The organism is Pantoea sp. NGS-ED-1003 (assembly GCF_000738765.1).
GTDB lineage: Bacteria > Pseudomonadota > Gammaproteobacteria > Enterobacterales > Enterobacteriaceae > Pantoea > Pantoea septica.
On the sequence record NZ_JPQA01000001.1, the window covers coordinates 347,014 to 372,738 of the forward strand.

Consider the following 25,725-nt stretch of genomic DNA (forward strand, 5'->3'; position numbering starts at 1 on the left):
AGGTCTACTCTAGGAAAGCGCTAATAGGTTGTCTAATATATTAATAATCTCAATTGATATGTTTAAAATATGAATATTGAACTGCGTCACCTGCGCTACTTTCTCGCGGTCGCCGAAGAACTCCATTTTGGCCGTGCCGCACAGCGGCTCAACATCTCTCAGCCGCCGCTCAGCCAGCAGATCATGCAGCTTGAACAGGAGATTGACGCGAAGCTGTTTACCCGCACCAATCGCAGCGTCCAGCTCACGCCGGCCGGGCAACAGTTCCTCAGCGACGCGCGGGCGATTTTGCAGCAGGTCGAGCAGGCGGCCAGTCGCGCGGCGCGGCTGGAGCGCGGCGAAGAGGGCGAGCTGCGCATCGGCTTTACCTCTTCCGCGCCCTTTACCGGTCTGGTTTCAGACGCGCTCTATCAGTTTCGCCAGCGCTGGCCGCAGGTGCATATCCAGATGCAGGAGATCAACACCCGCCAGCAGCTTGCGCCGCTGCATGAGGGACGACTCGATTTGGGGGTGATGCGCAACACCGCGCTGCCGCCCGATTTGCGTCATCAGCTGCTGCTGCGCGAACCGCTGCGCGCGGTGGTGCACTGGGCGCACCCGCTGGCGGACGCGGAAACTATCTCTGTCAGCGCCCTGGCGAACGAGCCTTTCGTTTTCTTCGATCCGCAGGGCGGCACGGCGCTGCACGGCGAAATTCTCAGCCTGCTGCGCCGCTATCAGATCACGCCCTACATCATGCAGGAGGTGGGCGAGGCGATGACCATCCTCGGCCTGGTGGCTACCGGCCTCGGCGTATCGATTTTGCCGGCGTCCTTCGCCCGCGCGCGCCTGGCCGATGTGGTCTGGCTGCCGCTGAAGGAGGAAGATGCGCTGTCGGAGGTATGGCTGGTCTGGTCGGGCGAGCGCGAGCCGTCGATGCAGATGCGCAATATGATGCGGCTTCTGTCGCCAGAAGCGCAAAAATAAGGGCCAGACCTTAAGCAAAGTCTGGTTTTTATGTGCTGTAAATCACATTTCAAATCAAATATTTGACGCTCAGGCGCAATCTGCCTCACCATAGTCGCTGTTTATTTAGAAGCGCGAAAATAACCGGGAGCACAGGGCGTGAAGCTGGATAGTCAGCCTGGCCATATTGACCAGATCAAACAGACTAATGCAGGCGTTGTTTACCGCCTGATCGATCTCTACGGTCCGATTTCGCGTATCGAACTTTCCCGACTGGCGCAGCTGGCGCCCGCCAGCATCACCAAGATCGTGCGTGAAATGCTCGACGCTCATCTGGTGCAGGAGACGGAATTTCAGGAACCGGGCTCGCGCGGCCGACCGGCCATCGGCCTGATCCTCGACACGCTCGCCTGGCACTATCTCGCGGTGCGCCTGCATCACGGCGCGCTGACTCTGACGCTGCGCGATCTCAGCAGCCGCGCGCTGGTGGAGGAGTCTTCGCCGCTGCCTGACGAAGCGCAGCAGCCGCTGCTGACCTCGCTGATCGATCGCGTCGACGCCTTTTTTATGCGCCACCAGCGCAAGCTGGAACGGCTGACGGCGATTGCCATTACGCTGCCCGGGCTGATTAACGCCGCCTCGGGCGTGGTGCACCGGCTGCCGGGCTACGAAGCGCGCGAGATACCGCTGGGCGATACCCTTGCGCAGCGCACCGGCGTGCCGGTTTTCGTGCAGCACGACATCTCCGCATGGACGCTGGCGGAGTCGCTGTTCGGCGCGTCGCGCGGCGCGCAGGACGTGATCCAGATTGTAATTGACGACACCGTCGGCGCGGGCGTGATCAGCGGCGGTCAGCTGCTGCACAAAAGTGGGCGCGCGCTGGTGGAGATTGGACATACCCAGATCGATCCCTACGGTCAGCAGTGCTACTGCGGCAATCACGGCTGTCTGGAGACGGTCGCCAGCACCGGCAGCCTGTTGACGCTGGCGGCGCAGCGTCTGGCCGCGCAGCCCGACAGCGTGTTCCACCAGCAGCCGTTGACGCTGGAGACGCTCTGTGTGGCGGCCCAGCAGGGCGATCGGCTGGCGCGCGACGCCATCGCGGGCGTCGGGCATCATGTCGGGCGAATGCTGGCGATGATGGTCAATATCTTCAACCCGCAGCATATTCTCATCGGCTCGCCGCTTAACGAGGCCGCTGAAGTTCTCTTTCCCGCCGTCAGCAGCACTATTCGCCAGCAGGCGCTGCCCGCCTATAGCGAAGCGATTCAGCTTGCGCCTACGGAGTTCCGCGAGCCGGGCACGCTCGGCGCGGCGGCCCTGATCAAAGACGCACTCTACAGCGGCTATCTGCTGGTGAAGCTGTTACAAGGTTAAGCGCGACTGAACTTTGCGCTAACGCAAGCCGCCTGCTGTCCGCACTCCTTACAATAGGTTTTGCTTTTTTGTAAAACAAAACCGTTACGTTGAGGAGGAGTGGGGTGAAAAATCTGTTCATTACCGGCACTGACACCGCTGTAGGGAAGACCGTTGTTTCGCGCGCGCTTCTGCAGTATCTCGCCCGCGCTGGCCTGAGCGCAGTCGGTTTCAAACCGGTTGCTCGAAACGCCGTGCGCAGCGCGGAGGGCCTGCGCAGTAAAGATGCGCTGGTGTTGCAGAGCAGTTCGACAGTTACCCTGCCATACGACGCAATCAACCCGTTGATTTACGAAGAAGATGAAGTCAGCATTCGGCCACGCAGGCCCATGGACTATCCGCTGTTGAGTCAAAGCCTGCAGCATCTGGAGCAGCAGGCCGACTGCGTCGTGGTGGAAGGCACCGGCGGCTGGCGCAGCCTGATGAACGATGCGAAGCCGCTCTCCGGCTGGGTCGCGCAGCACCAGATTCCCGTGGTGCTGGTGGTGGGCATCAAGCAGGGCTGTCTCAGCCATGCGCTGTTGACCGCCGAGGCGATCGCACGTGACGGGCTGCCGCTGGCCGGCTGGGTCGCAAACCGGATTAACCCCGGCCTGGCGCACTATGCCGAACTGATCGACGTGCTGCGCGACAGCATCGATGCGCCGCTGTTGGGGGAGTTGCCCTATCTGCCGCGCGCCGAACAGCGCGACTTGGCCGGTTATCTCGATCTCTCTTCGATGGGCATCGCCGCACTGCCCGATTCAGGTGCAAAGATCGCCTGAGAGTGAAACATTATGCTGCAAAGCCGCTGCGTCTGAATCGATGGTTTCAGGATCCTGCGCAGCGCTTCCTGTTTTTAACTGCTTCCTGATCAATCAGTTACCTCTCAAGCCTTTCATCGTCCGCGCGCGTGGCGTGATAAATGCATTAACAGCGTTAATCACAAGACTGCCGGAGCACGATTATGTCGCATTCAGAAGAGAAAGCTTTGCTGTACGGGCTGGACGAGCGCATCAGGCCAGCGCCCGCGTTTTTCGCCGCGCTGCAGCATCTGCTGGCCAGCGTGGTCGGCATTATCACGCCGCCGCTGATCATCGGCTCTGTGCTGGGACTGCAGGCCTATATTCCCTATCTGATTAGCATGTCGCTGCTGGTTTCCGGTATGGGCACCTTTCTTCAGGCGCGGCGCGTGGCGGGGATCGGCGCGGGCATGATCTGCCTGCAGGGCACCAGCTTCGCCTTTCTCGGCGTGATTCTTTCCGGTAGGATGATCGTCAAAAGCCGCGGTGGGTCGCCAGAAGATATTATGGCGATGATCTTCGGCTGCACGCTGGTTGCCGCGCTGATCCCGCTGCTGATTAGCCGCTGCGTTGCGCAGCTGCGCCGCGTGCTGACGCCGGTAGTAACCGGCACGGTGATAACGCTGATCGGCATCAGCCTGATCAAGGTAAGCATCACCGACTGGGCAGGCGGGCACAACGCTGTGAATTTCGGCGCCCCCGGCAACCTGGCGCTCGGCGCCCTGACGCTGCTGGTGATTATCGCGCTAAACCGGATGCGCAACCGCTGGGCGCGGCTGATCGCGGTGATCGCCGGTATTGCCGTCGGCTGTCTCGCCGCGGCGCTGAGCGGCATGCTGGTGCTGAAGCCGCTGCCGGAGACGGGCTGGCTGGCGCTGCCGGGCTTTTTCCGTTTCGGCTTCGCCTTCGACTGGACTATTTTTTTGCCGATCGCGCTGGTGTCGGTGATTTCGGTGATTGAGGCGGTGGGCGACCTGACCGCCAACTGTATGCTGTCGCAGCAGCCGATAAGCGGCCCGCAGTTTCAGCGTCGTCTGCAGGGCGGCATCTGCGCCGACGGCGTGAGCTGCGTGCTGGCGGCGGTTTTCTCTGCGTTTCCCAACACCACCTTTGCGCAGAATAACGGCGTGATTCAGATGACCGGTGTAGCGAGCCGCTATGTCGGCATGGTGATGGGAGCGATGCTGGCGCTGCTCGGGCTGTTTCCCGCCGTGGGCGCGCTGATGCAGCAGATCCCGCCGCCGGTGCTGGGCGGAGCGACTCTGGTGATGTTCGGCAGTGTGGTGGCCGCCGGGATCCGAGTAATGACCCAAATCCCGCTGGGGCGTCGCGAGATGCTGATTGTGGCGGTCTCTTTTGGATTGGGTCTGGGCGTCGAAGCGGTGCCGGAAGCGCTGAAGCAGTTCCCGCCGCTGGTGAGCCAGATTTTTGGCCATGCGGTCACCACCGGCGGCGTGCTGGCGATCCTGCTGAATCTGGTGCTGCCCAGCGAGCCGCGCGCTGTCGTCTTGCCGCAGGGCGAGGCGGTAGAAAAAGGGCTGTAGAAAAGCGTACGGCCCCGGCGCCATAACGTATGCGCCGGGGCCGCTTCTCCACAGGCGGTCGCTGGAACGTTACGGATTCAGGCGGCGGCGCGTGCGGCCGGAGCTGAGGTAGTCGGCGATATAATCCTGCGAAATCTCTCCGCTGTAGCGGCCATCTTCATCAACGATCGGCATCCAGACGGTGTTGTGCTCATAGAGCTTAGAGAGCACCACGCGCAGATTCTCCTCCGCCTTGCCGGTTACCCGGAAGGTGTGCAGCAAGGAGTCGCAGTTGCCGCTGGCGTGGCGCGCTTCGCGGCGCTTCACGAAGCCGAGCGGTTTGCCGTCGTTATCCACCACGGTCACCGAACGCATATCGTTTTCATCCATCAGGGCGAACGCCTCCGCCAGCGGCGTGGCGCGCTTTACGGTGATGGTGGGCTGCTGATCGGTGACGTCGCCCGCCTGCACCAGCAGCAGACGCTTCAGCGTGCGGTCCTGGCCAACAAACGAGCCGACGAAATCATTTTTCGGGCTGGCCAGCAGCTCATCCGGGCTGGCGCACTGCACGATTTTCCCCTGGCCAAACACCGCGATGCGGTCGCCGAGCTTGAGCGCTTCGTCGATATCGTGGCTTACCAGCATCACGGTTTTTTTCAGCTGACGCTGCATATCGAGAAACTCGTTCTGGATCGTCTCGCGGTTGATCGGGTCGACGGCGCCGAACGGCTCATCCATCAGCAGCACCGGCGGATCCGCCGCCAGCGCGCGGATCACGCCAATACGCTGCTGCTGGCCGCCCGACATTTCGCGCGGGTAGCGGTGGAGAAATTTGGCGGGATCGAGCGCCACCATGCTCATCAGCTCGGTGGCGCGTTCGCGGCAGCGTTTCTTGTCCCAGCCCAGCATGCGCGGCACCACGGTGATATTCTCTTCAATCGTCATATTGGGGAACAGGCCGATCTGCTGGATCACATAGCCGATATTACGACGCAGGGTAACGGTATCCTGAGTGCTGGTATCCTCGCCGTTAATGTATATCTTGCCGCTGGTGCTGGGGATAAGACGATTAATCATCTTCAGCGTGGTGGTCTTGCCGCAGCCCGACGGGCCGAGCAGCACGCACATTTCGCCCTGCGGCACATGCAGGCTGACGTTATCGACGGCGGTCACGCTGGCGCCGTTTTTCTGGGTAAAGGTTTTCGTCAGGTTTTCCAGTTTTATCATTATCGAATCCCCTTAGGAGTCAGCGCCGACTGCAGACGGTGCAGCAGCCAGTCGAGAATAATGGCCAGCAGGCAGATCATCAGCGCGCCGGCGATTAGCATACGAATATCGCTGCCGCTGATACCGTCGAGCAGCAGCAGGCCAAGGCCGCCTGCGCCAATCACCGCGGCGATCGCCATCACGCCGACGTTCATCACCACGGCGGTGCGAATGCCGCCGAAAATCACCGGCAGCGCCATGGGGATCTCCACCCAGCGCAGCCGTTGCCAGAAGGTCATGCCGATACCGCGTCCCGCCTCGCGCAGACCGTCCGGCAGATTTTCCAGCGCGGTATGGGTGTTGCGCACAATCGGCAGCAGCGAATAGAGGAATACTGCGGTAATGGCGGGCAGCGCGCCGATGCCCTGACCGATCAGCGAAAAGAGCGGGATCATCAGGCCGAACAGGGCGATGGTCGGAATGGTCAGCACCACGGTGGCGATGCCCAGCACCGGCGCGGCCAGCCATCTGACGCGCACGATCAGCACGCCCAGCGGCACGCCGGCGACGATAGCGCAGCCGACCGCCACCAGCACCAGCCAGGTATGCTGCCAGGTCAGCGCCAGCAGGCTGCTCCAGTTGTTGATAATGTAGTGAAAGGTATCCATATGGCCGCCTTACAGCATCTTTTTAGCGTTGAGAAAGTCGCGCGCAACCTGCTCGGGCGACTGGTGATCGATGTCGACGCGCTTGTTCAGTTCGGTGATCGCCTCGCTGGTCAGCAGCGGCGACAGCTGATTCAGCGCTTCCGCAAGGCCAGGATGGCTGTCGAGCACATCCTTGCGCACCACTGGCGTGACGTTGTAACTGGGGAAGAAGTGCTTATCATCCTCCAGCACCTTGAGATCGAAACCCTTGACGCGTCCGTCGGTGGTATAGACCAGACCCGCGTCGACAAAGCCGTCGCGCACCGCGTTGTAAACCAGGCCGGGATCCATCTGCCGAATCTGCGGCCGATCCAGCGTCAAGTTATAGGTGGTCTGCAGCGGCTTCATGCCGTCGGAGCGGCCGGAAAATTCCAGATCCAGCCCCAGCCGCCAGTTATGATCGGGGTCGCGCTGGCGCACCTGTTCGATTTTCGCCACCAGCTGCGACATGCTGCTGATGCCTTCTTTCTCGGCGCGCGCGCGCTGCATGGCGAACGCATAGGTATTGTTCATCGGAGCCGGGTCGAGCCAGACCAGTCCCAGCTTGCCGTCGAGCGTTTTTACCGTCTGGTACGCCTCGTCAGAGGACATCGGCTTGTTAATGTGGTTGAAGATGATCAGCGAGGTGCCGGTATACTCCCAGGTCATATCCACCTGTTTATTGAGCATAGCGTTGCGGCCGATGGTGGTGGCGATATTGCGTTTAGGGATCACCTGAAAGCCTTTCTTCTGCAGCCACATTACCGTCATGGCGGAAAGGATATGCTGTTCGGTAAAGCTTTTGGTGGCCATCACCAGCGGCGCGGCGGCCTGCGCCGCCTGGCTAAATGCCAGCGTCGCGGCGAGAGTCACAGCGGTGCGCCTGAACCAGCGTGTCAGCGTCGTCATTATCATTCTCCCTGTTAAGCCGCGTGCGGGCTGAGAAAGCGGCCCAGCGCCGCCAGCAGCATGTCGAGCAGCAGCGCGAACAGCGCCGTGGCGACCGCGCCGAGGATCAGCGTGGGAAAATCGTTAAGGTAGATGCCGGGGAAAATCAGTTCGCCATAGCTGCTGGCGCCGATCAGAAACGCCAGCGGCGCGGTACCAACGTTAATGGCGGTGGCGATACGAATACCGGCCAGCATGACCGGATAGGCGTTAGGCAGCTCAACCTGACGCAGGCGCTGGAATTTAGTCATGCCGATGCCGTTCGCTGCCTCAATCAGGGAAGGGGGCACAGCGCTCAGTCCGGAATAGGTGTTGCGCACAATCGGCAGCAGCGAGGCGAGGAACAGCGCGAACAGCGCCGGTTTTTCGCCAATCCCCAGTACGACCATCGCCAGCGCCAGCACCGCCAGCGGCGGCAGCGTATTGCCGACGTTGAAGATCTGCATCGCATATTCAGCCCAGCGGCGGGCAAAAGGATGACTCAGCAGGATGCCGCTGGGAATGCCGATCAGCAGCGCGAACAGCATCGACCAGAAAACCAGATAGAGATGCTGCTGACCGAGGTAAATGAGGTCGACGCGGCGCGCGCGCAGCGTATCGATCCCCAGGCCCCAGACCAACAGCGCCAGCACACACGCGATGGCCAGCAGCGCGAGCCCGGCGCGCCTGACCAGTGAAACATTTTGCATTCTCGATCTCCCTGTTGTTTGTTGTGCAGGCGGATTGCACGCCGCTCATTTTTTTCAGGTATGGATAAAAAGCTATTAAGCCTATAGCAGCCTAAAAGGGGCGACGCTACTTTTTATCGGCAAAATCAGACAGATAGAAATCGCTGAAACAGCGGGTAGAGCCGCGTGGCATCTGGTTTCAGCAGGAAATTAACTATTTTTCGCGGGTTAACGTGACGCCGTCACACGACTGGCGCACGCCGGGCACAGCGGCAACGCGAATTTAGGCTAGCCTTGCTGAATAACAAAAGGGAGATGTATGACTGAGAGCGCACACCTGCAGGTCAGCCACCGCGGCTGGATCCTCTTCGCTTGTATGCTGGCGATGTTTATGGCCGCTATTGAAGTGACCATCGTCGCCACGGCGATGCCGACCATCATTGCCGACCTGGGCGGTTTTTCACAGTTTGGCTGGGTTTTCTCTGTTTATCTGCTGACGCAGGCGGTGAGCGTGCCGCTCTATGGCCGGCTGGCGGATATATGGGGACGACGCAAAATGTTTTTCATCGGCACCTCGCTGTTTCTGATCGGCTCGGTGCTCTGCGGCTTCGCTCACAGCATGCTGTGGCTCATCCTGTTCCGCGCTTTTCAGGGGCTGGGCGCCGGCGCGATTATGCCGCTCAGCTCTACTATCGTGGCCGATATCTATTCGCCGCGCGAGCGCGCCAGCGTGCAGGGCTGGCTCTCCAGCGTCTGGGGCGTGGCGGCGATCGTCGGTCCGCTGACCGGCGCCTGGCTGGTGCAGCACTTTAGCTGGTCGCTGATCTTCTGGGTCAATCTGCCGATAGGGCTAATCAGCATGGCGATGCTGGCGCGCTTTCTGCCGGCCCACTGCGTCGACGAAAAGCCGCAGCCGCTAAACGTCACGGGCAGCCTCTGGCTGACCATCTGCGTCAGCGCGCTGCTGATGGCGCTGCTGCAGGCGGAGTGGCTCGGCTACTGGCTCATTGCCTTTCTGATTCTGGCGCTGTTCGCCGGCTGGCAGTTAAAAAGGCATGAGCTGCGCGCCGATGCGCCGCTGTTTCCGCTGGAGATCTGGCGTAGCCGCCTGATCATCGCCGGCAACGCCGGCAATCTGATTATCGGCGCGGCGATGATGGGGATCAGCGCCTTTCTGCCCACCTGGATCCAGGGCATCACCGGCGGCACGCCGCTGCAGGCGGGCAGCGCGCTGGCGATGATGTCGATCGGCTGGCCGCTCGCCAGCACGCTGAGCGGGCGGCTGATGCTGCGCACCTCCTACCGCTTTACCGCCCAGCTCGGCGCGCTGCTGCTGGTGGCGGGCAGCGCCTTGTTGCTGCTGCTGCGCGCGGAGAGCCCAATCTGGCAGGCGGGCGCGACCGCCTTTGTTATCGGCACCGGCATGGGAATGACCAGCACCACCTTTCTGGTGTCGGTGCAAAACCATGCGCACTACGATATTCGCGGCATCTGCACGGCGTCGATTATGTTCAGCCGCATGATGGGATCGGCTATCGGCACCGCGCTGATGGGCGCCGTGCTGAACCTGAACCTGGCGCAGCGGCTGCCGCACGCCGCCGATCCGGTGCAGCAGATTATGTCGGCGCCGTCGCGCGAGGCGCTCTCCAGCGAGACGCTGCACCATATGGTGCAGGCGATTGCCACCTCGCTGCACTGGGTATTTGTGGTGGCGCTGGTCATCGCGCTGTTTGCGCTGGGGATGGCGTGGATGATGCCGCGACAGCGGCCGGAACAGGCGGAATAGAAAAGGGCGACAGCGTCGCCCTTATTGAGTGCCGACGCGGATAAGATGGCCGGCTTCGTCAGCAGAGTAAGCTTACTGCGCAGGCGCATCCTGCGAGCTGCCTGCGCTGTCTGGCACGCTGCCTTCGTCGCCGCGACCCACGCGCTTATAAACAATTTTCTGTGTGTCGTTTTCGCAATGGCCCACTACCTGGCCGCCCGCCTGGTCGACCTGATCGTTAGGCACGATATCCAGCGAAAAACCCGATTCCGGGACGCCGTTCTGAATGATTTTCTGGCTGATGTCCGCCTTAACGGACTCGCAGGAGGCGTGCGCCAGCATCGGCAGCGCCAGTAAAGTTGCGATTAACATTCCGGTCTGTTTCTTCATCATCTTCTCCTTTTGCGTAGTGAACCTTACTGACTATAGCAGTCCGTAGAAAAAATCAGGGCGCGACCGGTCGGCCGGTGCGGCGATCGAGACAGCGCAGGGTATTGGCTTCCCAGTAAGCGTTGACGTTATAGCTCTTTTCGCAGGCGTCGCGGGTATCGAAGGCGCGATCCGCTTTATCGAACTCTTTCTCTACGCGAGTGTTCACCTTATGGCGCAGCTGTTGCGTCTCATTCCATTGCTCTTTGCTCTGGCGCGCCGCTTCATTACTGGCGGCGTTGTTGCCGTCTTCAATAATCAGGCGGCTGGTATTGGCGCTGGCCTGCACGGCGGTCAGCATCGCGCTGCCGGCCAGCAGCGCGGCGAACAGGGTCGGAAACAATTTTTTCATCGTCTTTTCCTTCGGTTAATGCCTGGCGCGCAGGGATGGTTCAGGGTTGCGGCAGACAGGGCTTAGTATATCATCGCGCTTTATTTGCTCACCAGTGGTGGGCGATCTGTTTATCTTTGCGAGAGGATCCCATGCTGATCAAAACCGCGCTGCTCTTTTTTCTCACCGCCATCGCAGAGATTGTCGGCTGCTTTTTACCCTGGCTCTGGCTGAAAAAGAACGGCTCCGTCTGGCTGTTATTACCTGCCGCGCTGAGCCTGACGGCCTTCGTCTGGCTGCTGACTCTGCATCCGGCGGCGAGCGGGCGCGTCTATGCGGCCTATGGCGGCGTTTACGTGCTGACCGCGCTGCTGTGGCTGCGCGTGGTGGACGGCGTGAGGCTCAGCGTATGGGACTGGAGCGGGGCGCTGGTGGCGTTTTGCGGCATGCTGATTATCGTGGCAGGCTGGGGTCGCGCCTGAGAGGAAGGCCAGCCCGACAGGCTGGCCTCCGGCTTTGTCAGGGCTTGTGTACTTTCAGGCCGGCCTGCGTCTGGCTCACCGGCATCATCTCCAGGGTGTTGATATTGACGTGCTTCGGCAGCGTTGCTACCCAGTACACCGCCTCGGTGACATCTTCCGCCGTCAGCGCCGTCGCGCCTTCGTAAACCTTATCCGCTTTTTCATCGTCGCCTTTGAAGCGCACGTTAGAGAACTCTGTGCCGCCGACCAGGCCTGGTTCGATATCGGTTACGCGTAGCGCGGTGCCGTGCAGGTCGGTACGCAGGTTGAGGCTGAACTGGCGCACGAAGGCTTTGGTAGCGCCGTAGACGTTGCCGCCCGCGTAAGGCCAGTTGCCGGCGACGGAGCCGATATTGATAATGTGGCCGACGTCGCGCTCCACCATATCCGGCAGCAGGGCGCGAGTCATAAAGACCAGCCCTTTGGTATTGGTGTCGATCATGTTTTCCCAGTCTTCGACGCTGGCGCGATGCGCCGGCTCGATGCCGAGCGCCAGCCCGGCGTTATTGACCAGCACGTCGATATTGCGCCACTCGGCGGGCAGCGAGGCGACCGCTTCCTCGATTGCGGCGCGGTTGCGCACGTCAAGCTGCAGGGTATAGAGGTTCTCGCCCAGCTCCTCTTTCAGCGCCTGCAGGCGCTCGGCGCGGCGGCCGCTGGCAATCACTTTGTGACCTGTTTCAATGAATCGGCGGGTGATACTTTGACCAAAACCGGCCGTCGCGCCGGTAACAAAAATAATCATCTCACTGTTCCTTAACACGTTTTTCAGTTGACCTGTTTTCACCATACCACTTCAGCGGCACCGCTGCGCGACAAAAGCGCGCGCGGGCTGTAAAGGAATTTTTCAGCCGTTCCGCTGCGCTATTGTGGCGCGCGCTGCACCAAAGACGGGCAGGAGCGCGCGCGTCATCCGCGGCATTTTTTAAGCGCAGTTTGCCTGCCAGAAAGGCAACCGGTTGCGCATACGATACCGTTTTACCGACGAGGAAAAAATGCCTTTTTCACATAACATATTGAATAGCCGGATTGTTCTGGCATGCAGGTTGCACTTTTACGTCAGCTATTCTGACTGTTAACCCTGTCCGTACGCGGAATAAAGGAAAAAGTATGCCATCAACCCTTACGGCCATTCGCGCCAGCTTTTTTGATTTTACCGATGTGGCGCGGCAGCCCGAGGAGATTATGGCGCAGGCGCGCTATATCGACGATGGCGTGCTGCTGCTGGAGGCGGGGCGTATCGTCGGGCTGCACGCCTGGGAGACGCTGCCGCATGCGCCAGATGATGTTATCGATCTGCGCGGCCGCCTGATTGTGCCGGGCTTTGTCGACACCCATATTCACTATCCGCAGACCGAGATGATCGGCGCCTACGGCGAGCAGCTGCTTCAGTGGCTCAGCCACTATACCTTTCCGGTGGAAAGCCAGTATCACTGCGCCGATCACGCCGCCGCCATGTCCGCCTTTTTCCTGCAGCAACTGCTGGCGAACGGCACCACCAGCGCGCTGGTGTTCGGCACAGTGCATCCGCAGTCGGTGGAGGCGCTGTTCAGCGCCGCCGACGCGCTCGCTATGCGGCTGATCGCTGGCAAGGTGATGATGGATCGCCACGCGCCGGACGCGCTGCTAGAGACGCCGGAGCAGAGCTATGCCGACACGCGGGCGCTGATCGAACGCTGGCACGGGCGTGGTCGGCTCAGCTACGCGCTGACGCCGCGCTTTGCGCCCACCTCGACGCCGGCACTGCTCGAAAAGGTGCGTCAGCTGCGTCAGGAGTATCCCGACGTCTGGCTGCATACTCACCTGAGCGAAAATCCGCAGGAGGTCGCCTGGGTGAAGTCGCTGTTTCCGCAGCATGACGGCTATCTTGACGTTTATCATCGCCATCAGCTCACCGGACGACGCAGCCTGTTCGCGCACTGTCTACATCTGGAGGATCATGAGTGGCAGTGTCTGCATGATACCGATTCCGCTATTGCCTTTTGCCCGACCTCGAACCTGTTTCTCGGCAGCGGGCTGTTCAACCTCAAGCGCAGCTGGCAGCAGGAGGTCAGGATCGGCATCGGCACCGACGTCGGCGCGGGCACCACCTTTAATATGCTGCAGACGCTCGGTGAGGCCTACAAGGTCGGGCAGCTGCAGCAGTATCGCCTCAGCGCGGCAGAGGCGTTCTATCACGCCACGCTTGGCGGCGCGCACGCGCTCGATCTGCACCCGCACATCGGCAACTTCGCGCCGGGCAAAGAGGCGGATTTCGTGGTGCTGGATCTGGCCGTCTCGCCCCTGCAGCGGCTGCGCATCAGCAACAGTAAGGATATCTGGGAGCGGCTGTTCGTGTTGATGACGCTCGGCGACGATCGTAACATCGCCGAGACCTGGGTTAACGGACGCGCGGTATGGCGGCGCGACGAGGCGAAAGCGTAGAGCTGAGTTGTTGCGGGCGCGGCAACCTGCCAGGATAAATCTTTGCACGGTAATCAGGAGCGAGGCATGAACGTCAGACAAAATCCGTTTTTTCAGGTAAGCACGCTGCCCTGGCAGGCGCCACCGTTTGATCAGATTCAGGAAGCGGACTTTCTGCCCGCGCTGCTGGCGGGTATCGAGGAGAAGCGCAAAGAGGTGCAGGCGATTGCGCACAATCCCGAGGCGCCCACCTTCGCCAACACTTACGAGGCGCTGGAGCGCAGCGGGCAACTGCTTGAGCGCGTCAATCTGGTCTTCGGCGCCATGACCTCGGCGAATACCAGCGATTATCTGCAGCAGGTCGATGAAGAGATCGCGCCGCAGCTGACCGCGCTCAACGACGAAATCGTTCTGAACAGCGCGCTGTTCGCCCGGCTTGACGCTGTCTATCAGCAGCGCGAGACGCTGGCGCTCGATCCTGAATCGCTGCGGCTGGTGGAGGTGACCTGGCAGCACTACCAGTTGTCGGGCGCCAGTCTGGAGGAGGAGGCCAAACAGCGGCTCATGGCGCTCAATCAGCAGGCGGCGCGCCTTAGCACGCGCTTTACCAATAAGCTGCTGGCCGCGACCAAAGCGGGCGGGCTGGTGGTGCAGCAGGCCGAGGAGCTGGCGGGCCTGAGTCCGGCCGATTTAGCGGTGGCGCAGGCGGCGGCGCAGGCGCGCGGGCTGGAGAACGCCTGGCTACTGGTGCTGCAAAATACCACCCAGCAGCCTGCGCTGCAGGCATTGCGTTCGCGCGCGACGCGCCAGGCGCTGTTCGCCGCCTCGGTCGGCCGCAGCGAGAAGGGCGACGAAAACGACACCCGCGCGCTGGTGCTGGAGCTGGCTCAGGTACGAGTGCAGCAGGCGCAGCTGCTCGGCTTCGCCAGCTTCGCCGAATGGCAGCTGCAGGATCAGATGGCGAAAACCCCCGACGCGGCGTTCGCCTTTATGCGCCATATCGTTCCGGCCGCGCGGGCGCGCGCCGAACGCGAAGCGGCCGCCATCCAGCAGACCATCGACCAGCAGCAGGGCGATTTTACCCTGGCCGCCTGGGACTGGAGCTTCTATGCCGAGCAGGTGCGCAAAGCGCAGTACGATCTCAATGAAAGCGAGATCCGCCCCTATTTCGAACTTAACAACGTGCTGGAGAAAGGGGTGTTCTGGGCGGCGAACCAGCTTTACGGCATCCGCGTCAGCGAGCGTCACGATCTGCCGGTCTACCATCCCGACGTGCGCGTCTATGAGATTTTCGATGTCGACGACGCGCCGCTGGCGCTGTTCTATACCGACTACTTTAAGCGCGACAATAAAGGCGGCGGCGCGTGGATGAGCAACCTCGTCAATCAGTCGAGACTGCTGGCGACGCGTCCGGTGATCTACAACGTCTGCAACTACACCCGACCGCCGGAAGGCGAGCCGGCGCTGCTCAGCTGGGACGAGGTGATTACCCTGTTCCATGAGTTCGGCCATACGCTGCATGGGCTGTTCGCCACCCAGCGTTATCCGAGCCTTTCGGGCACCGCTACGCCGCGCGACTTCGTCGAGTTTCCTTCGCAGTTCAACGAGCACTGGGCGAGCGAGCCGCTGGTGTTCCTTAACTATGCGCGCCACTACCAGAGCGGCGAGGCGATGCCGGAGGCGCTACACCAGAAGATCGTGCGCGCCAGCCGCTTCAACAAAGGCTACGACATGAGCGAGCTGCTGGCCGCCGCGCTGCTGGATCTGCACTGGCACAGCATCAACGCTGGCGAGACGCCGCAGTCGGTAGAGGGCTTTGAGCAGCAGGCGCTGCAGAGCGACAATCTGGCGCTGACGGCCGTGCCGCCGCGCTATCGCTCCAGCTATTTCCAGCATATCTGGGGCGGCGGCTACGCGGCCGGTTATTACGCCTATATCTGGACGCAGATGCTGGCGGACGACGGCTATCAGTGGTTTGTAGAGAATGGCGGGCTGTCGCGCGAGAACGGCGACCGCTTCCGCCAGATGATCCTGTCGCGCGGCAACAGCAGCGATTTGAAACAGCTCTATGAGAACTGGCGCGGCGGCGAACCGCAGCTTGAGCCGATGCTGAAAAATCGCGGCCTGGCCGATTAATTCTCAGCGGGCGCAATGCCCGCTTTTTTATCCCAGCGGACCGCCCTCAATGGTTTCGCACATGCCTGCCAGCACGCGTTCGCCGGTTTCCTGACGCAGTTCCTGATACCAGGCCGCGGTTGCCGCGGGATCTTTGCCGTGGGTGACGTCGCAGCGCTTGCGCGCTTTCAGCACCAGATCGCGGGTGCGGCTCACGCGCCGCGCCTCATAGCGCTGCAGCGCATCCTCTATGCCCAGCGAGTGGGCAGCGAGGGAAGCGGCCAGCACCAGCGCATCCTCCATCGCCGCGCAGCCGCCCTGGCCAATGTCCGGCGTGGTGCTGTGCGCCGCATCGCCCAGCAGCGCGACGCGGCCGCTGACGAAGCGGCTAAAAGGATCGATATCGTGGATTTCGACGCGGTTGGTGGTGGCTGGATCGATGGCGTCGATAAGGCGCTGCACCGGCTGCGCCCAGCCATGGAAGTAGCGGCGCAGGTCCGCTTTTACCGTGCTGCGGTCTTCCGCGAGGCCTTTCGGCAAAGGCACGTCAAAAAAGAAGTAGAAGCGGTTGCCGCTCACCGGCATCAGCGAGACGCGTTTGCCTTCACCAACGAAGGTGGTCCACTGATCGTCAGGGGCCAGCGCTGCATCGATTTCCACCAGGCCGTTCCAGTTGACGTAGCCGGCATAGCGGCGTTCGACTTTTTCGCCCAGCACGCTCTGACGGATAACCGAATGCGCGCCGTCGGCGGCGATCAGCAGATCGCCCTGCGCGGTGGTGCCGTCTTCGAAGAGAGCGGTGACGCCGTGCTCATGCTGTTCGACCTGCGCTACGCGTTTGCCGAAGCTGACGCGTTCGCGTCCGTAACTGTCGATCAGCATCGCCTGCAGTTCGGCGCGCGCGACCGGCGAGGGGTATTCTCCGACCTGGCGCACCAGCGGTTCCATACTGAAACGCGTCAGGGTCGCGCCGCTGGCGTAATCCTGATAGGCCATAAAGGCCATATTGCCGCTCAGGGCGCGCAGCTGCGCTTTCAGCCCCAGCGCGTTCAGGCACTTCACGCCGTTCGGCCAGACAGAGATTGCGGCTCCCACCGGCTTCATCTCTTTTACCGCCTCAAACACTTCCGTTTCGATGCCCGCTTTTTCCAGCGCAAGCGCCGCGCTCATACCGCCAATGCCGCCGCCAATTACAATCGCTTTCATATCTTTCTCCTTGTCGATGGAATATGGGCTGCAACTTTTGTACCAACCCCGCAGCGCCCGTCAGGCGGGCTTTTGACAACTGCAGCGCGGCGAGGGCGCGCCAGCAGCAGGCACTGAGGCAACAGAAATGCTTCATTTTGGTGCTTAAGTGGGCAGGTGAATCTTTCGTTTCAGACCGATAGCTGAAGTGTGACCACCTGGCGCTTTTACGTGCGCGGCGCAGACGTTTGCTCGTTCGCCAGCCATACTTAGCCAGTATCGAATCCGGGGAGAGTCATAAAATGAAAAGTCGTTACATCATACTGCTGCTCACCGCCTTACTGCTGGGACAGAGCGCTAGCGCTCAGCCGACGGTCTCATCAGCAGCGCTGTTTAGCGGACGGGCGCCTATCGCTCAGCTGACGCCGGTAGCGGCGAAGTGCGATCTCGCCAGCTGTCAGCAGAACTGCTACGTTGAGCGCTCGCACTGCAATACGCGCGGCAACGGCTCCTGCAGCAGCCAGACGCAGATCTGCGTGCAGAACTGCGCCAGCCAGTGCAGATAACCTCCTAAACGGCAAATCAACGGGTTTGCCGTTTATTGATTCAGGTCAAACCGGCCAGCTGCCGTTTCCCTTTCCTGTTGGCCATCGCCTAAAATAACGCTTTTGTGCTGCCTGAACCGGCGTTGCTGCCGGACAATCTTCGCGTCTTTTAGGGATGTTATGACTTACGTTTATCTGTTTATCGCCATCGTGGCGGAAGTGATTGCGACCAGCAGCCTTAAGGCTTCAGAGTCCTTTACCCGGCTCTGGCCCGCAGTGATAACGCTGGTTGGCTACGCCATCGCTTTCTATTTCCTGACGCTGGTGCTGCGCACCATGCCAACCGGCATCGCCTACGCTATCTGGTCGGGCGTCGGCATCGTGCTGATTTCCGCCGTCGGCTGGGTGGTCTTCAAGCAGAAGCTCGATCTGCCCGCTATCATCGGCCTCGGGCTAATCATTGCCGGCGTGCTGGTAGTGAATCTTTTTTCCAACACGGTGGGGCACTAAGGTAGTCTGTTTTACCTTTTCGGCAGTATCCGCGAGCTTATCCGCTACAACCCCTCCTGTGGCAGCAGCGATCAGCGGTTTATTACCTTTGTCGCCACCGATCTGGAATTCGTCGGCATGGATGACGATCAGGATGAGGTAATGACCACCGGCTGGTTTACCCGCACCGAAATCCGGCAGCTAATCGCTGACGGCGAGATACCCGACAGGCTGTCGCTGGTGCCGCTGCTGATGCTGCTGGCGGAGCCCGAGCGCTAAAAGGGCGACCGGCGCGGGTTACTGCGCCGCGCGATACTCCGCGATCAGGACGTTAACCAGCTCCGCCGCCGCCATTTCCCGCGCGCGCGGTGCGCCCTGGCCTGCCCACTGCGCGCCAAAGCCGTGCTCGCCCTGCGACGCAGCCGCGGCGGCGAGCGCTTTGCCCAGCGAGTAGGCCAGCGGATAGGCCGGTATCGCCTCGCGAGAGACACCGCGCGTTGCGTGACAAAAGGCGTTGCTCAGGCAGCGCGCCGGCCGGCCGGAAATCGCGGCGGTCATTTCGGTCTCCCTGGCCGCGTCGCTTTTCAGGGCCGCGCGCCAGGCGGCGTTAGCGGCCGACTCGGGGCAGAGTAGAAAGGCTGTTCCCAGCTGTGCGCCTGCTGCGCCGAGCTTCATCATCGCGGCGATGTCGCTGCCGTCCATCATGCCGCCTGCGGCGATAACGGGAAGCTCGCACGCATTGCGGATCGCCTCTACCAGCGTCCGAGTGTTCATCTGCGCATCCGCCTGATCAGGATCGAAAATGCCGCGATGGCCGCCTGCCTCAAAACCCTGCGCCACTACAAAATCGATGCCTGCAGCGGCAACCTGGCGCGCCTCCTCAACGGAAGTGACGCTGGCCAGGGTCAGGATGCTTTGTTTTTTCAGCCGGTCTATCACCCTTTGTTCCGGCAGGCCGAAATGAAAGCTTACCGCGGCGGGCGCAGCCTCAAGGAGCGGTTCGAGCAGCGGGGAGGCGGCGTTGAACGTCGGATAGATCTCGCTCAGCGCGGGCGGCGGCGGGGCGCCATACTGCGCAAACAGCGGCGCAAAACGCTCCAGCCAGGCGCGTTCGCGTTCGGCATCGCGCTGCGGCGGGGCATGACAAAAGAGATTCACGTTTACCGGCGCGGCGGTAAGCTGCCGCAGCCGGCTCAGCATGGCGCTGGCCTGCGCCGGGTTAGCGGCGCCGAGGCTGATCGAGCCCAGCGCGCCCGCGTTGCTCACCGCGGCGGCCAGTTCGGGAGTAGAGACGCCCGCCATCGGGGCCTGAATTAAAGGAAAAGTTATCTGTAACGCGCGGCAGAGTGGACTATCCATCTTCGCTCTCCTGCTGGTGGAATCGACTGCGGGCAGCATCACGTCCCCGCCAGAGAAACGCAACTCCGGCGCTCAACTCTGCGCGTCGGGCAGCAAAAATTCGACTGGCGTAGCAGCCTATGCACCGTCGATAAGATAGATAACCGACGCTATAGCAAACAGGGAGAGGAAAATAACGCTTCATTTAGTTACAGCATACATTAAATTCATCTGTAAAACCCATCATCAGCAATAGTGCAAACAGATCCAGCTTTGCAGATAAAAACGGCTGGCTTATCCGTCCGGAAGCGCAGGGCTTCCGGATAGTTGCGTCTGTCAGACGCCATGCTCCAGCCACGCCGTAATCTGCGTCACCATCGCCTGCGTCGAAATGCCATAGCGATCGTGCAGCGTTGGCAGCGCGCCTGCATCGAGAAAGGCGTCGGGCAGGGCGATCTGCCGGAAACGAGGCGTCACGCCGTGGCGCAGCAGCGTCGCCGCGATGGCTTCGCCCAGGCCGCCGGTAATCGAGTGGTTTTCCGCCGTAATCACCAGCCGTCCCGCGTTAACCGCTTCGCCGGCCTCGCGCAGTATCGTCGCCTCGTCCAGCGGCTTGATCACCGGAGAGTGCACCACGCCGACCTCAATGCCGCGGCTTTCCAGCTGTTCAGCCGCCTCTAACGCGCGCATCGTCATTAAGCCGCTGCTGATAATCACCGCATGTTTGCCTGAGCGCAGCCGCTGCGCTTTGCCGTGCTGATAACGATAGTCATACTTATCCAGCACCAGCGGCACTTTGCCGCGCAGCAGGCGCATATAGACCGGCCCCTGATGGTCGGCGATGGCCGGCACCACCTGACTGATTTCCCGTGAATCGCAGGGATCGATAATCGTCAGGTTGGGCATGCCGCGAAATATCGCCAGATCCTCGGTCGCCTGATGGCTCGGACCGTAGCCAGTGGTGAGCCCGGGCAGGGCGCAGGCGATTTTCACGTTCAGGTTCTCTTCGGCGATCGCCATGCAGATAAAGTCATAGGCGCGACGCGAGGCGAACACCGCATAGGTGGTGACGAAGGGCGTAAAGCCTTCGCGCGCCATGCCGGCGGCAGCGCTCATCAGCAGCTGCTCCGCCATGCCCATCTGAAAGAAACGGTCGGGGAAGGCGTCGGCGAAGAGGTGCAGATCGGTATATTTGCTCAGATCGGCGGTTAAACCGACGATATCCTCACGCTGACGCGCCAGCTCGACCAGCGCATGGCCAAAAGGCGCTGCTTCCGTCGGCTGGCCTTCGGCGGCAATCGAGGCGATCATCGCCGAGGTAGTCAGGCGTTTTTTAACCGTTGAAGTGCTCATTTTATTCTCCCTGTTCCAGCGCAGTAAGGGCTTTATCCCACTCATCGGCGTCGACGCGGATAAAGTGGGTTTTCTCCCGGGTTTCCAGAAAAGGCACGCCTTTGCCCATTCGGGTGTCGCAAATAATCACGCGCGGCTGCGGCTGCGGCCAGTCGCGCGCGGCGTCAAAGGCGGCGACCAGCGCATCGATATCGTTGCCGTCCACCCGCTGCACATACCAGCCGAAAGCCTGCCAGCGCTCGACGATGGGTTCGAACGCCAGAATCTCGCTGCTGTGGCCGTCCGCCTGCTGGTTATTGACGTCGATAATCGCGATCAGATTATCGAGCCGCCAGTGCGACGCCGACATGGCGGCCTCCCAGGTCGAGCCTTCATTCAGTTCCCCGTCGGAAAGCAGGTTATAGACCCGCGAGGTCGAGCCCTTACGCTTCAGCCCCAGGCAGGCGCCAACCGCAATGCCCAGGCCCTGGCCGAGCGAGCCGCCGGTGATCTCCATACCGGGCGTATAGGCCGCCATGCCCGACATCGGCAGACGACTCTCGTCGCTGCCGTAGGTCTCGCGTTCCGCTTCGGGAATTACGCCCGCCTCCAGCAGCGCCGCATAGAGGGCGATAGCGTAGTGGCCGATAGAGAGATAGAAACGATCGCGACCTTCCCATTCGGGATCCTCGGCGCGATAGTTCAGCGCATGGAAATAGCTCACGGCGAGCAGATCGGCGGCGCCCAGCGCCTGACCGATATAGCCCTGGCCCTGAACCTGGCCCATCAGCAGCGCATGGCGACGAATGCGCGTGGCGCGCTGCCGCAGGGTCAGCGGCGCCGACGAAGTAAGGGTATGCATAAAACCTCCTGATTAACGATTAACGTCCGCTGCCCGAATACGCAGCACGCAGAGCGCGCCGAGCAGCAGAACCGCAGCGATGAAGTACATGCCCGATGCGGGCGAGCCGGTCAGCGTGGTAATGGAGCCGATAAGCCAGGGCGAAAAGAAGCCGGCGAGATTGGCGATGCAGTTCACCGCCGCGATGCCCGCGGCGGCAGAGACGCCGCCCAGCAGATTGGTCGGCAGCATCCAGAACAGCGACGAGGCGGAGAGAATGCCCGCCGCCGCCAGGCAGAGAAAGAACAGCGACAGCGTGACGCTGTGGCCGAGCAGAGTCGCCATCGTCAGGCCTGCCATGCCGAGCACCATAGGCACGATAAGGTGCCAGCGCCGCTCGCGATGTCGATCGCCGCTGCGGCCTGCCATCAGCATAAACACGATGGCGCAGAGATAGGGCAGACTGGTGAGCAGGCCGATATGCAGCGGCTCGCGGATGCCGGCGTTTCTCACCAGCGTCGGCAGCCAGAAGGTCAGGGCGTACTGACCCATTACCACGCAAAAATAGATCGCCGCCAGCGTCCAGAGGCGTTTGTCCGCGACAAACTCTTTAATAGTGCCGTGATGCGACTTTTGCTGGTTATCATCATCCAGATCGGCGCGCACCATGCGTTTTTCGCCTTCATCGAGCCAGCTCGCCTGTTCGACGCGATCTTTCAGCACCACCAGCACCACAAACCCCATAAGAATGGTCGGGATCGCCTCCAGCATGAACATCCACTGCCAGCCGGCCCAGCCGTGCGATCCGGCGAAGGTTTCCATAATCCAGCCGGAGAGCGGGCCGCCGATCATGCCGGAGAGCGGAATGGCGACGAACCAGAGCACCGTCATGCGCGCCCGGCGGTGAGCGGGAAACCAGTAGGTGAGATAGAGCAGCAACCCGGGCGCCAGTCCGGCTTCGGCCACGCCCAGCAGGAAGCGCAGCAGATAGAACTGCCAGGCGGTCTCGACAAAGGCGAATGCGCCGGAGATCAGGCCCCAGGTGATCATAATGCGGGCGATCCAGCGGCGTGCGCCGACGCGATGCAGGATCAAGTTGCTGGGCACCTCAAAGAAAAAGTAACCGAGAAAAAAGATCCCGGCGCCAAGGCCGTAGACCGTTTCGCTCAGCGAGAGATCGTCCATCATCTGCAGCTTGGCGAAGCCGACGTTGACGCGATCCAGATAGGCGCAGAGGTAACACAACATTAAGAACGGCATCAGGCGCCAGGCGATTTTGCGGTAGGCACCGTCGCGCGCAGCGACCGCCGCACCGATATTCAGCGTTGTCATGATTATCACTCCGGGAGTGAACCAGCAGCCTGGCTGCTGGAGAAAAGGGGACGATCAGTGAATCAGCATGCCGCCGTTTACGTCTAAGGTGACGCCGGTGAGGTAGCTGGAGAGATCGCTGGCGAGAAACAGCGCGGCGTGCGCCACGTCGTCAGCTGCGCCGAGGCGTCCCAGCGGGATCGAATCGATAATGGCGTGACGGCGTTCGTCGTGCAGCAGTCCGCCGGTGATATCGGTCTGGATCAGGCCGGGCGTCAGGGCATTGACGCGGATCTGATCCGGCCCGAACTCGCGCGCCATCGCTTTGGTCAGCCCGAGCACGCCCGCCTTCGCGGCGCTGTAGTGCGGACCGCCGAAGATCCCGCCGCCGCGCTGCGCCGATACCGACGAGAGACAGACGATGCTGCCGCCGCCCTGACGCTGCATCGTAGGGATCACCGCCTGCGACATCAGCAACGTGCCGCGCAGGTTGACATCCAGAATGCGGTTGTAGTCTTCAAGGCCGATCTCCAGCGTTTTCACCGGTTGCGTAATGCCGGCGTTATTCACCAGCACGTCGATGCGGCCATACTCCTTCAGAATCTCAGCGACGGCGCGCTGAATCGCCTCAGCGTCGGTGACGTTGGCCGCAAGGCCCAGATGGCCGGATCCCAGCTCCAGCGCGGTGCGCTGCGCTGCCGCTTCATCAAGATCGAGCACCACCACGCGCGCGCCATGGTGAGCGAAGCAGGCGGCCGTAGCGCGTCCGATACCGCGCTGAGACGCGGCGCCCGTAATAATCGCAACTTTCTCTTTCAGCAACATAACTGACTCCAGATTCTTTTTTTATAGGGTTCGGTATCACTACCGGCAGGGTTCATCCTCAGCATCAGAAATAGCGCTCAAAGTGGCAATGCAAAAAAATTCATTTGATGCTGAATGAAATTGTTGGTTTGATGCAGTTAATATTTTCCAGTGTTTAAAACGGACATAAATCACAAAATCGTGAGCGGGAATAGTTATGGAAAAGCCAGTCAGCCAGCTCCCTTCATTAAAATCGCTGCGCGTCTTTGAAGAGGTCGCGCAATCAGGAAACGTGGCGCGCGCGGCGGAGAAATTAAATATCACCCCCTCGGCGGCGAGCCACCAGCTGGCGAAACTGGAAAAAGAGCTGGGCTCGATTCTGTTCCACCGATCGGCGAAAGGGGTAGCGTTAACCCTGGCGGGCGAGCGCTATTTAGCGGAGATTCGGCCGCTGATCCTCAGCCTGACGCAGGCGACAGCGCGGCTGCGCAATGAGAAAGATCGCAGCGCGCTGCGCATTCACTGCGCGCCCAGTTTTGGGCTGCTATGGCTGCTGCCGCGTATTCATCAGTTTCGCGAAGCGCACCCGGACATACAGGTTTCGCTTTCCTGCTCTTATGAAAACTTATCTTTCAGCCGCGATAATATCGATATTGCGGTACGCCACGGCTTTCCGGAATGGAAGGCGTTTGAAATAAAGACCATTCGCCATGAAAAAATGTCGGTGCTGGCGTCGCCAGACTATCTGGATAAATATCCGCTACGGATGCCGGGCGAATTAAATAACCACGCGCTGATCCTTTCTGAATCGCCGTTAATTCAGTGGCCACAGTGGTTCGCCACGCAGCAATTGCCGCAGCCAACCCAGGAGTGGCTGTTTCGCTTCGACCGATCCTATATGAGCCTGGAGGCGGCGATGCTCGGCCACGGGCTGATCTTCGAAAGCGAACTGCTGGCCGCCGACTATCTTCGCAGCGGCAAGCTGGTCAGGGTATTTGACGAGGCTATGAGCCTGCCGGTGAGCGCCCATCACCTGGTTTATCCGCGCGGCTATGCGCAGTTCCCGCGCGTTAGCTACTTTTTGCAGTGGATTCAGGCGCAGCTGGACGGCTGATGCACGGCGTCAGCCGCGATATCGGATAGCCTCGACAAAAGCAGCGAAGGCGGAAGAGGTGTTGCGTCGGTTGGGATAGTAAAGGTGATAGCCTTCGAACAGCGGGCTCCAGTCGGCGAGCACTTCAATCAGGCGGCCCGCCTCGATATGGCGCCGCGCCATATGCTCCGGCACACAGGCCAGGCCAATGCCGTCCAGCGCGCCGTTCAGCACATGGATAATGCTGTTGGATAGCAGCGGGCCGTTTACCCGAATCGTTAACTTGCGGCCCGCTTTTTCAAACTCCCACGCGTAGACACTGCCGCCCGGCGAGTGGCGGATATTGATGCAGCGGTGCGCCGTAAGATCCTGCGGAACAACCGGAACCGGATGCGCCTGAAAATAGGCGGGCGTGCCGACCACCGCCAGCCGCCAGTCTGGCCCGAGGCGCACCGCAATCATATCGCGGCTGATCGACTCTCCCAGCCGAATACCAGCATCGAAACGTTCGGTGACGATATTGGTAAAGCCGTAGTCGATGCAGATTTCCACGCTGATATCGGGATAGCTGGCAAAAAAGGCGGGCAGCGCAGGGCGCAACAGGATCTCGGCGGCATCGTCGGAACAGGTGATGCGTATATTGCCGGCCGGGGTATTGCGTAATTCGCCAATGCGCGCAATTTCGCTGTTGATCTGTTCGAATAACGGCGCCACGGACTGCAATAAACGTTCGCCCGCTTCCGTCGGCGCGACGTTGCGCGTGGTGCGCGCCAGCAGGCGCACGCCGATACGCTCTTCCAGATTGCGAATGGTATGGCTGAGCGCAGACGGACTCACACCCAGGCCTGCCGCTGCTTTGGTAAAACTCTGCTCGCGCGCCACAGCAATAAATGCCTGAATATCATTCATCTTATCCCGTCCTTATTTATGATTTTAATTCACAGAGACTGGAAAATTAGCCTGGTCAGGAGAGGGAATCCAACGCCATTTCGCTAATCGCACGGATCATTAAAACCTGCAACGCGCTGTTAAATGGCGCTGTGCGGGCG

General features: G+C 61.0%; 25 protein-coding genes and 1 pseudogene. 12 read left to right on the forward strand and 14 right to left on the reverse strand.

Translation table 11 applies throughout. From position 1 onward, the window contains the following. The first annotated feature begins 69 nt into the window (after positions 1-69). The 4 genes from JS46_RS01595 (at position 70) to JS46_RS01610 (ending at position 4,687) form a co-directional block, all read left to right on the forward strand. On the forward strand, positions 70-966 hold the full coding sequence (locus JS46_RS01595) for a LysR family transcriptional regulator (RefSeq protein WP_033747166.1): 897 nt from the start codon (positions 70-72) through the stop codon (positions 964-966). 138 nt (positions 967-1,104) lie between these two features. Continuing rightward, on the forward strand, positions 1,105-2,322 hold the full coding sequence (locus tag JS46_RS01600) for an ROK family protein (protein WP_033747168.1): 1,218 nt from the start codon (positions 1,105-1,107) through the stop codon (positions 2,320-2,322). Between the two features lie 104 nt (positions 2,323-2,426). Continuing rightward, positions 2,427-3,125 (forward strand): dethiobiotin synthase, encoded by a 699-nt coding sequence (gene bioD / locus JS46_RS01605; RefSeq protein ID WP_033747170.1) that lies wholly within the window; start codon positions 2,427-2,429, stop codon positions 3,123-3,125. A 182-nt stretch (positions 3,126-3,307) separates the two neighbouring features. Then, positions 3,308-4,687 carry a nucleobase:cation symporter-2 family protein gene (locus JS46_RS01610; protein ID WP_033747172.1) on the forward strand — a complete coding sequence of 460 codons (1,380 nt, stop codon included), beginning with the start codon at positions 3,308-3,310 and terminating at the stop codon, positions 4,685-4,687. Between the two features lie 69 nt (positions 4,688-4,756). On the opposite strand, the gene osmV is transcribed toward JS46_RS01610, so the two are convergent. Genes osmV through JS46_RS01630 form a run of 4 tightly spaced genes read right to left on the reverse strand, consistent with a single transcriptional unit; the run spans position 4,757 to position 8,195 of the window. After that, complete coding sequence (osmV, locus tag JS46_RS01615) at positions 4,757-5,893, reverse strand: osmoprotectant ABC transporter ATP-binding protein OsmV (protein WP_033747174.1); 1,137 nt, start codon at positions 5,891-5,893, stop codon at positions 4,757-4,759. Continuing rightward, complete coding sequence (gene osmW / locus JS46_RS01620; RefSeq protein WP_033747177.1) at positions 5,893-6,540, reverse strand: osmoprotectant ABC transporter permease OsmW; 648 nt, start codon at positions 6,538-6,540, stop codon at positions 5,893-5,895. Before osmW ends, osmV begins: the two co-directional genes overlap by 1 nt. A 9-nt stretch (positions 6,541-6,549) precedes the next feature. Then, entirely contained in the window at positions 6,550-7,467 is a 918-nt protein-coding gene (locus JS46_RS01625; protein ID WP_033747181.1) for a glycine betaine ABC transporter substrate-binding protein, read from the reverse strand. Between the two features lie 14 nt (positions 7,468-7,481). Beyond that, positions 7,482-8,195, reverse strand: a complete 714-nt coding sequence (locus JS46_RS01630; RefSeq protein ID WP_033747183.1) for an ABC transporter permease — start codon at positions 8,193-8,195, stop codon at positions 7,482-7,484. A 298-nt stretch (positions 8,196-8,493) separates the two neighbouring features. Between JS46_RS01630 and JS46_RS01635 the strand changes: the two genes are divergently transcribed. Then, the gene (locus tag JS46_RS01635) at positions 8,494-9,960 is read left to right on the forward strand and encodes an MDR family MFS transporter (RefSeq protein WP_033747185.1); all 1,467 of its coding nucleotides are present in this window, start codon (positions 8,494-8,496) and stop codon (positions 9,958-9,960) included. Between the two features lie 72 nt (positions 9,961-10,032). Here the strand turns inward: JS46_RS01635 and JS46_RS01640 are convergent, their stop codons facing one another. Next, positions 10,033-10,329, reverse strand: a complete 297-nt coding sequence (locus JS46_RS01640; RefSeq protein WP_033747186.1) for a DUF1161 domain-containing protein — start codon at positions 10,327-10,329, stop codon at positions 10,033-10,035. A gap of 55 nt (positions 10,330-10,384) precedes the next feature. Beyond that, entirely contained in the window at positions 10,385-10,720 is a 336-nt protein-coding gene (locus JS46_RS01645) for a DUF1283 family protein (RefSeq protein ID WP_033747189.1), read from the reverse strand. 134 nt (positions 10,721-10,854) lie between these two features. Here JS46_RS01645 and JS46_RS01650 point away from each other — a divergent pair, with 134 nt between their 5' ends. Next, positions 10,855-11,181, forward strand: a complete 327-nt coding sequence (locus tag JS46_RS01650; RefSeq protein WP_033747993.1) for a YnfA family protein — start codon at positions 10,855-10,857, stop codon at positions 11,179-11,181. A gap of 37 nt (positions 11,182-11,218) precedes the next feature. Here JS46_RS01650 and ydfG read toward each other — a convergent pair whose 3' ends face one another. Further along, positions 11,219-11,965 (reverse strand): bifunctional NADP-dependent 3-hydroxy acid dehydrogenase/3-hydroxypropionate dehydrogenase YdfG, encoded by a 747-nt coding sequence (ydfG, locus tag JS46_RS01655; RefSeq protein ID WP_033747192.1) that lies wholly within the window; start codon positions 11,963-11,965, stop codon positions 11,219-11,221. Between the two features lie 365 nt (positions 11,966-12,330). Between ydfG and guaD the strand changes: the two genes are divergently transcribed. After that, positions 12,331-13,644, forward strand: a complete 1,314-nt coding sequence (gene guaD / locus JS46_RS01660) for a guanine deaminase (RefSeq protein WP_033747194.1) — start codon at positions 12,331-12,333, stop codon at positions 13,642-13,644. Between the two features lie 66 nt (positions 13,645-13,710). Next, a complete protein-coding gene (dcp, locus tag JS46_RS01665) occupies positions 13,711-15,759 on the forward strand; it encodes a peptidyl-dipeptidase Dcp (RefSeq protein ID WP_033747196.1) in 2,049 nt (682 codons plus the stop codon). Between the two features lie 27 nt (positions 15,760-15,786). On the opposite strand, the gene hpxO is transcribed toward dcp, so the two are convergent. Beyond that, positions 15,787-16,944, reverse strand: a complete 1,158-nt coding sequence (gene hpxO / locus JS46_RS01670; RefSeq protein ID WP_033747199.1) for an FAD-dependent urate hydroxylase HpxO — start codon at positions 16,942-16,944, stop codon at positions 15,787-15,789. 281 nt (positions 16,945-17,225) lie between these two features. On the opposite strand from hpxO, the gene JS46_RS01675 reads away from it, so the two are divergent. From JS46_RS01675 to JS46_RS01685, 3 genes and pseudogenes are all read left to right on the forward strand, one after another. Beyond that, on the forward strand, positions 17,226-17,489 hold the full coding sequence (locus tag JS46_RS01675; RefSeq protein WP_033747202.1) for a hypothetical protein: 264 nt from the start codon (positions 17,226-17,228) through the stop codon (positions 17,487-17,489). A 159-nt stretch (positions 17,490-17,648) separates the two neighbouring features. Beyond that, positions 17,649-17,978, forward strand: a complete 330-nt coding sequence (locus JS46_RS01680) for an SMR family transporter (protein WP_033747205.1) — start codon at positions 17,649-17,651, stop codon at positions 17,976-17,978. Positions 17,979-18,005: 27 nt separating this feature from the next. Continuing rightward, positions 18,006-18,236, forward strand: a pseudogene (locus JS46_RS01685) (NUDIX hydrolase); the annotation flags it as partial. A gap of 18 nt (positions 18,237-18,254) precedes the next feature. Here the strand turns inward: JS46_RS01685 and JS46_RS01690 are convergent. The 5 genes from JS46_RS01690 to JS46_RS01710 form a co-directional block, all read right to left on the reverse strand. After that, positions 18,255-19,316, reverse strand: a complete 1,062-nt coding sequence (locus tag JS46_RS01690; protein WP_033747208.1) for a nitronate monooxygenase family protein — start codon at positions 19,314-19,316, stop codon at positions 18,255-18,257. Between the two features lie 315 nt (positions 19,317-19,631). Next, a complete protein-coding gene (locus tag JS46_RS01695; RefSeq protein ID WP_033747211.1) occupies positions 19,632-20,648 on the reverse strand; it encodes a transketolase family protein in 1,017 nt (338 codons plus the stop codon). A 1-nt stretch (position 20,649) separates the two neighbouring features. Then, entirely contained in the window at positions 20,650-21,489 is an 840-nt protein-coding gene (locus tag JS46_RS01700; RefSeq protein WP_033747214.1) for a transketolase, read from the reverse strand. 12 nt (positions 21,490-21,501) lie between these two features. After that, positions 21,502-22,800 (reverse strand): MFS transporter, encoded by a 1,299-nt coding sequence (locus tag JS46_RS01705; protein WP_033747216.1) that lies wholly within the window; start codon positions 22,798-22,800, stop codon positions 21,502-21,504. Between the two features lie 54 nt (positions 22,801-22,854). Then, complete coding sequence (locus JS46_RS01710) at positions 22,855-23,604, reverse strand: SDR family NAD(P)-dependent oxidoreductase (protein ID WP_033747219.1); 750 nt, start codon at positions 23,602-23,604, stop codon at positions 22,855-22,857. A 196-nt stretch (positions 23,605-23,800) separates the two neighbouring features. Between JS46_RS01710 and JS46_RS01715 the strand changes: the two genes are divergently transcribed. Further along, positions 23,801-24,697, forward strand: a complete 897-nt coding sequence (locus tag JS46_RS01715; RefSeq protein WP_033747221.1) for a LysR substrate-binding domain-containing protein — start codon at positions 23,801-23,803, stop codon at positions 24,695-24,697. A 9-nt stretch (positions 24,698-24,706) separates the two neighbouring features. Here the strand turns inward: JS46_RS01715 and JS46_RS01720 are convergent, their stop codons facing one another. Then, a complete protein-coding gene (locus JS46_RS01720; protein WP_033747224.1) occupies positions 24,707-25,585 on the reverse strand; it encodes a LysR family transcriptional regulator in 879 nt (292 codons plus the stop codon). Positions 25,586-25,725 lie beyond the last annotated feature (140 nt).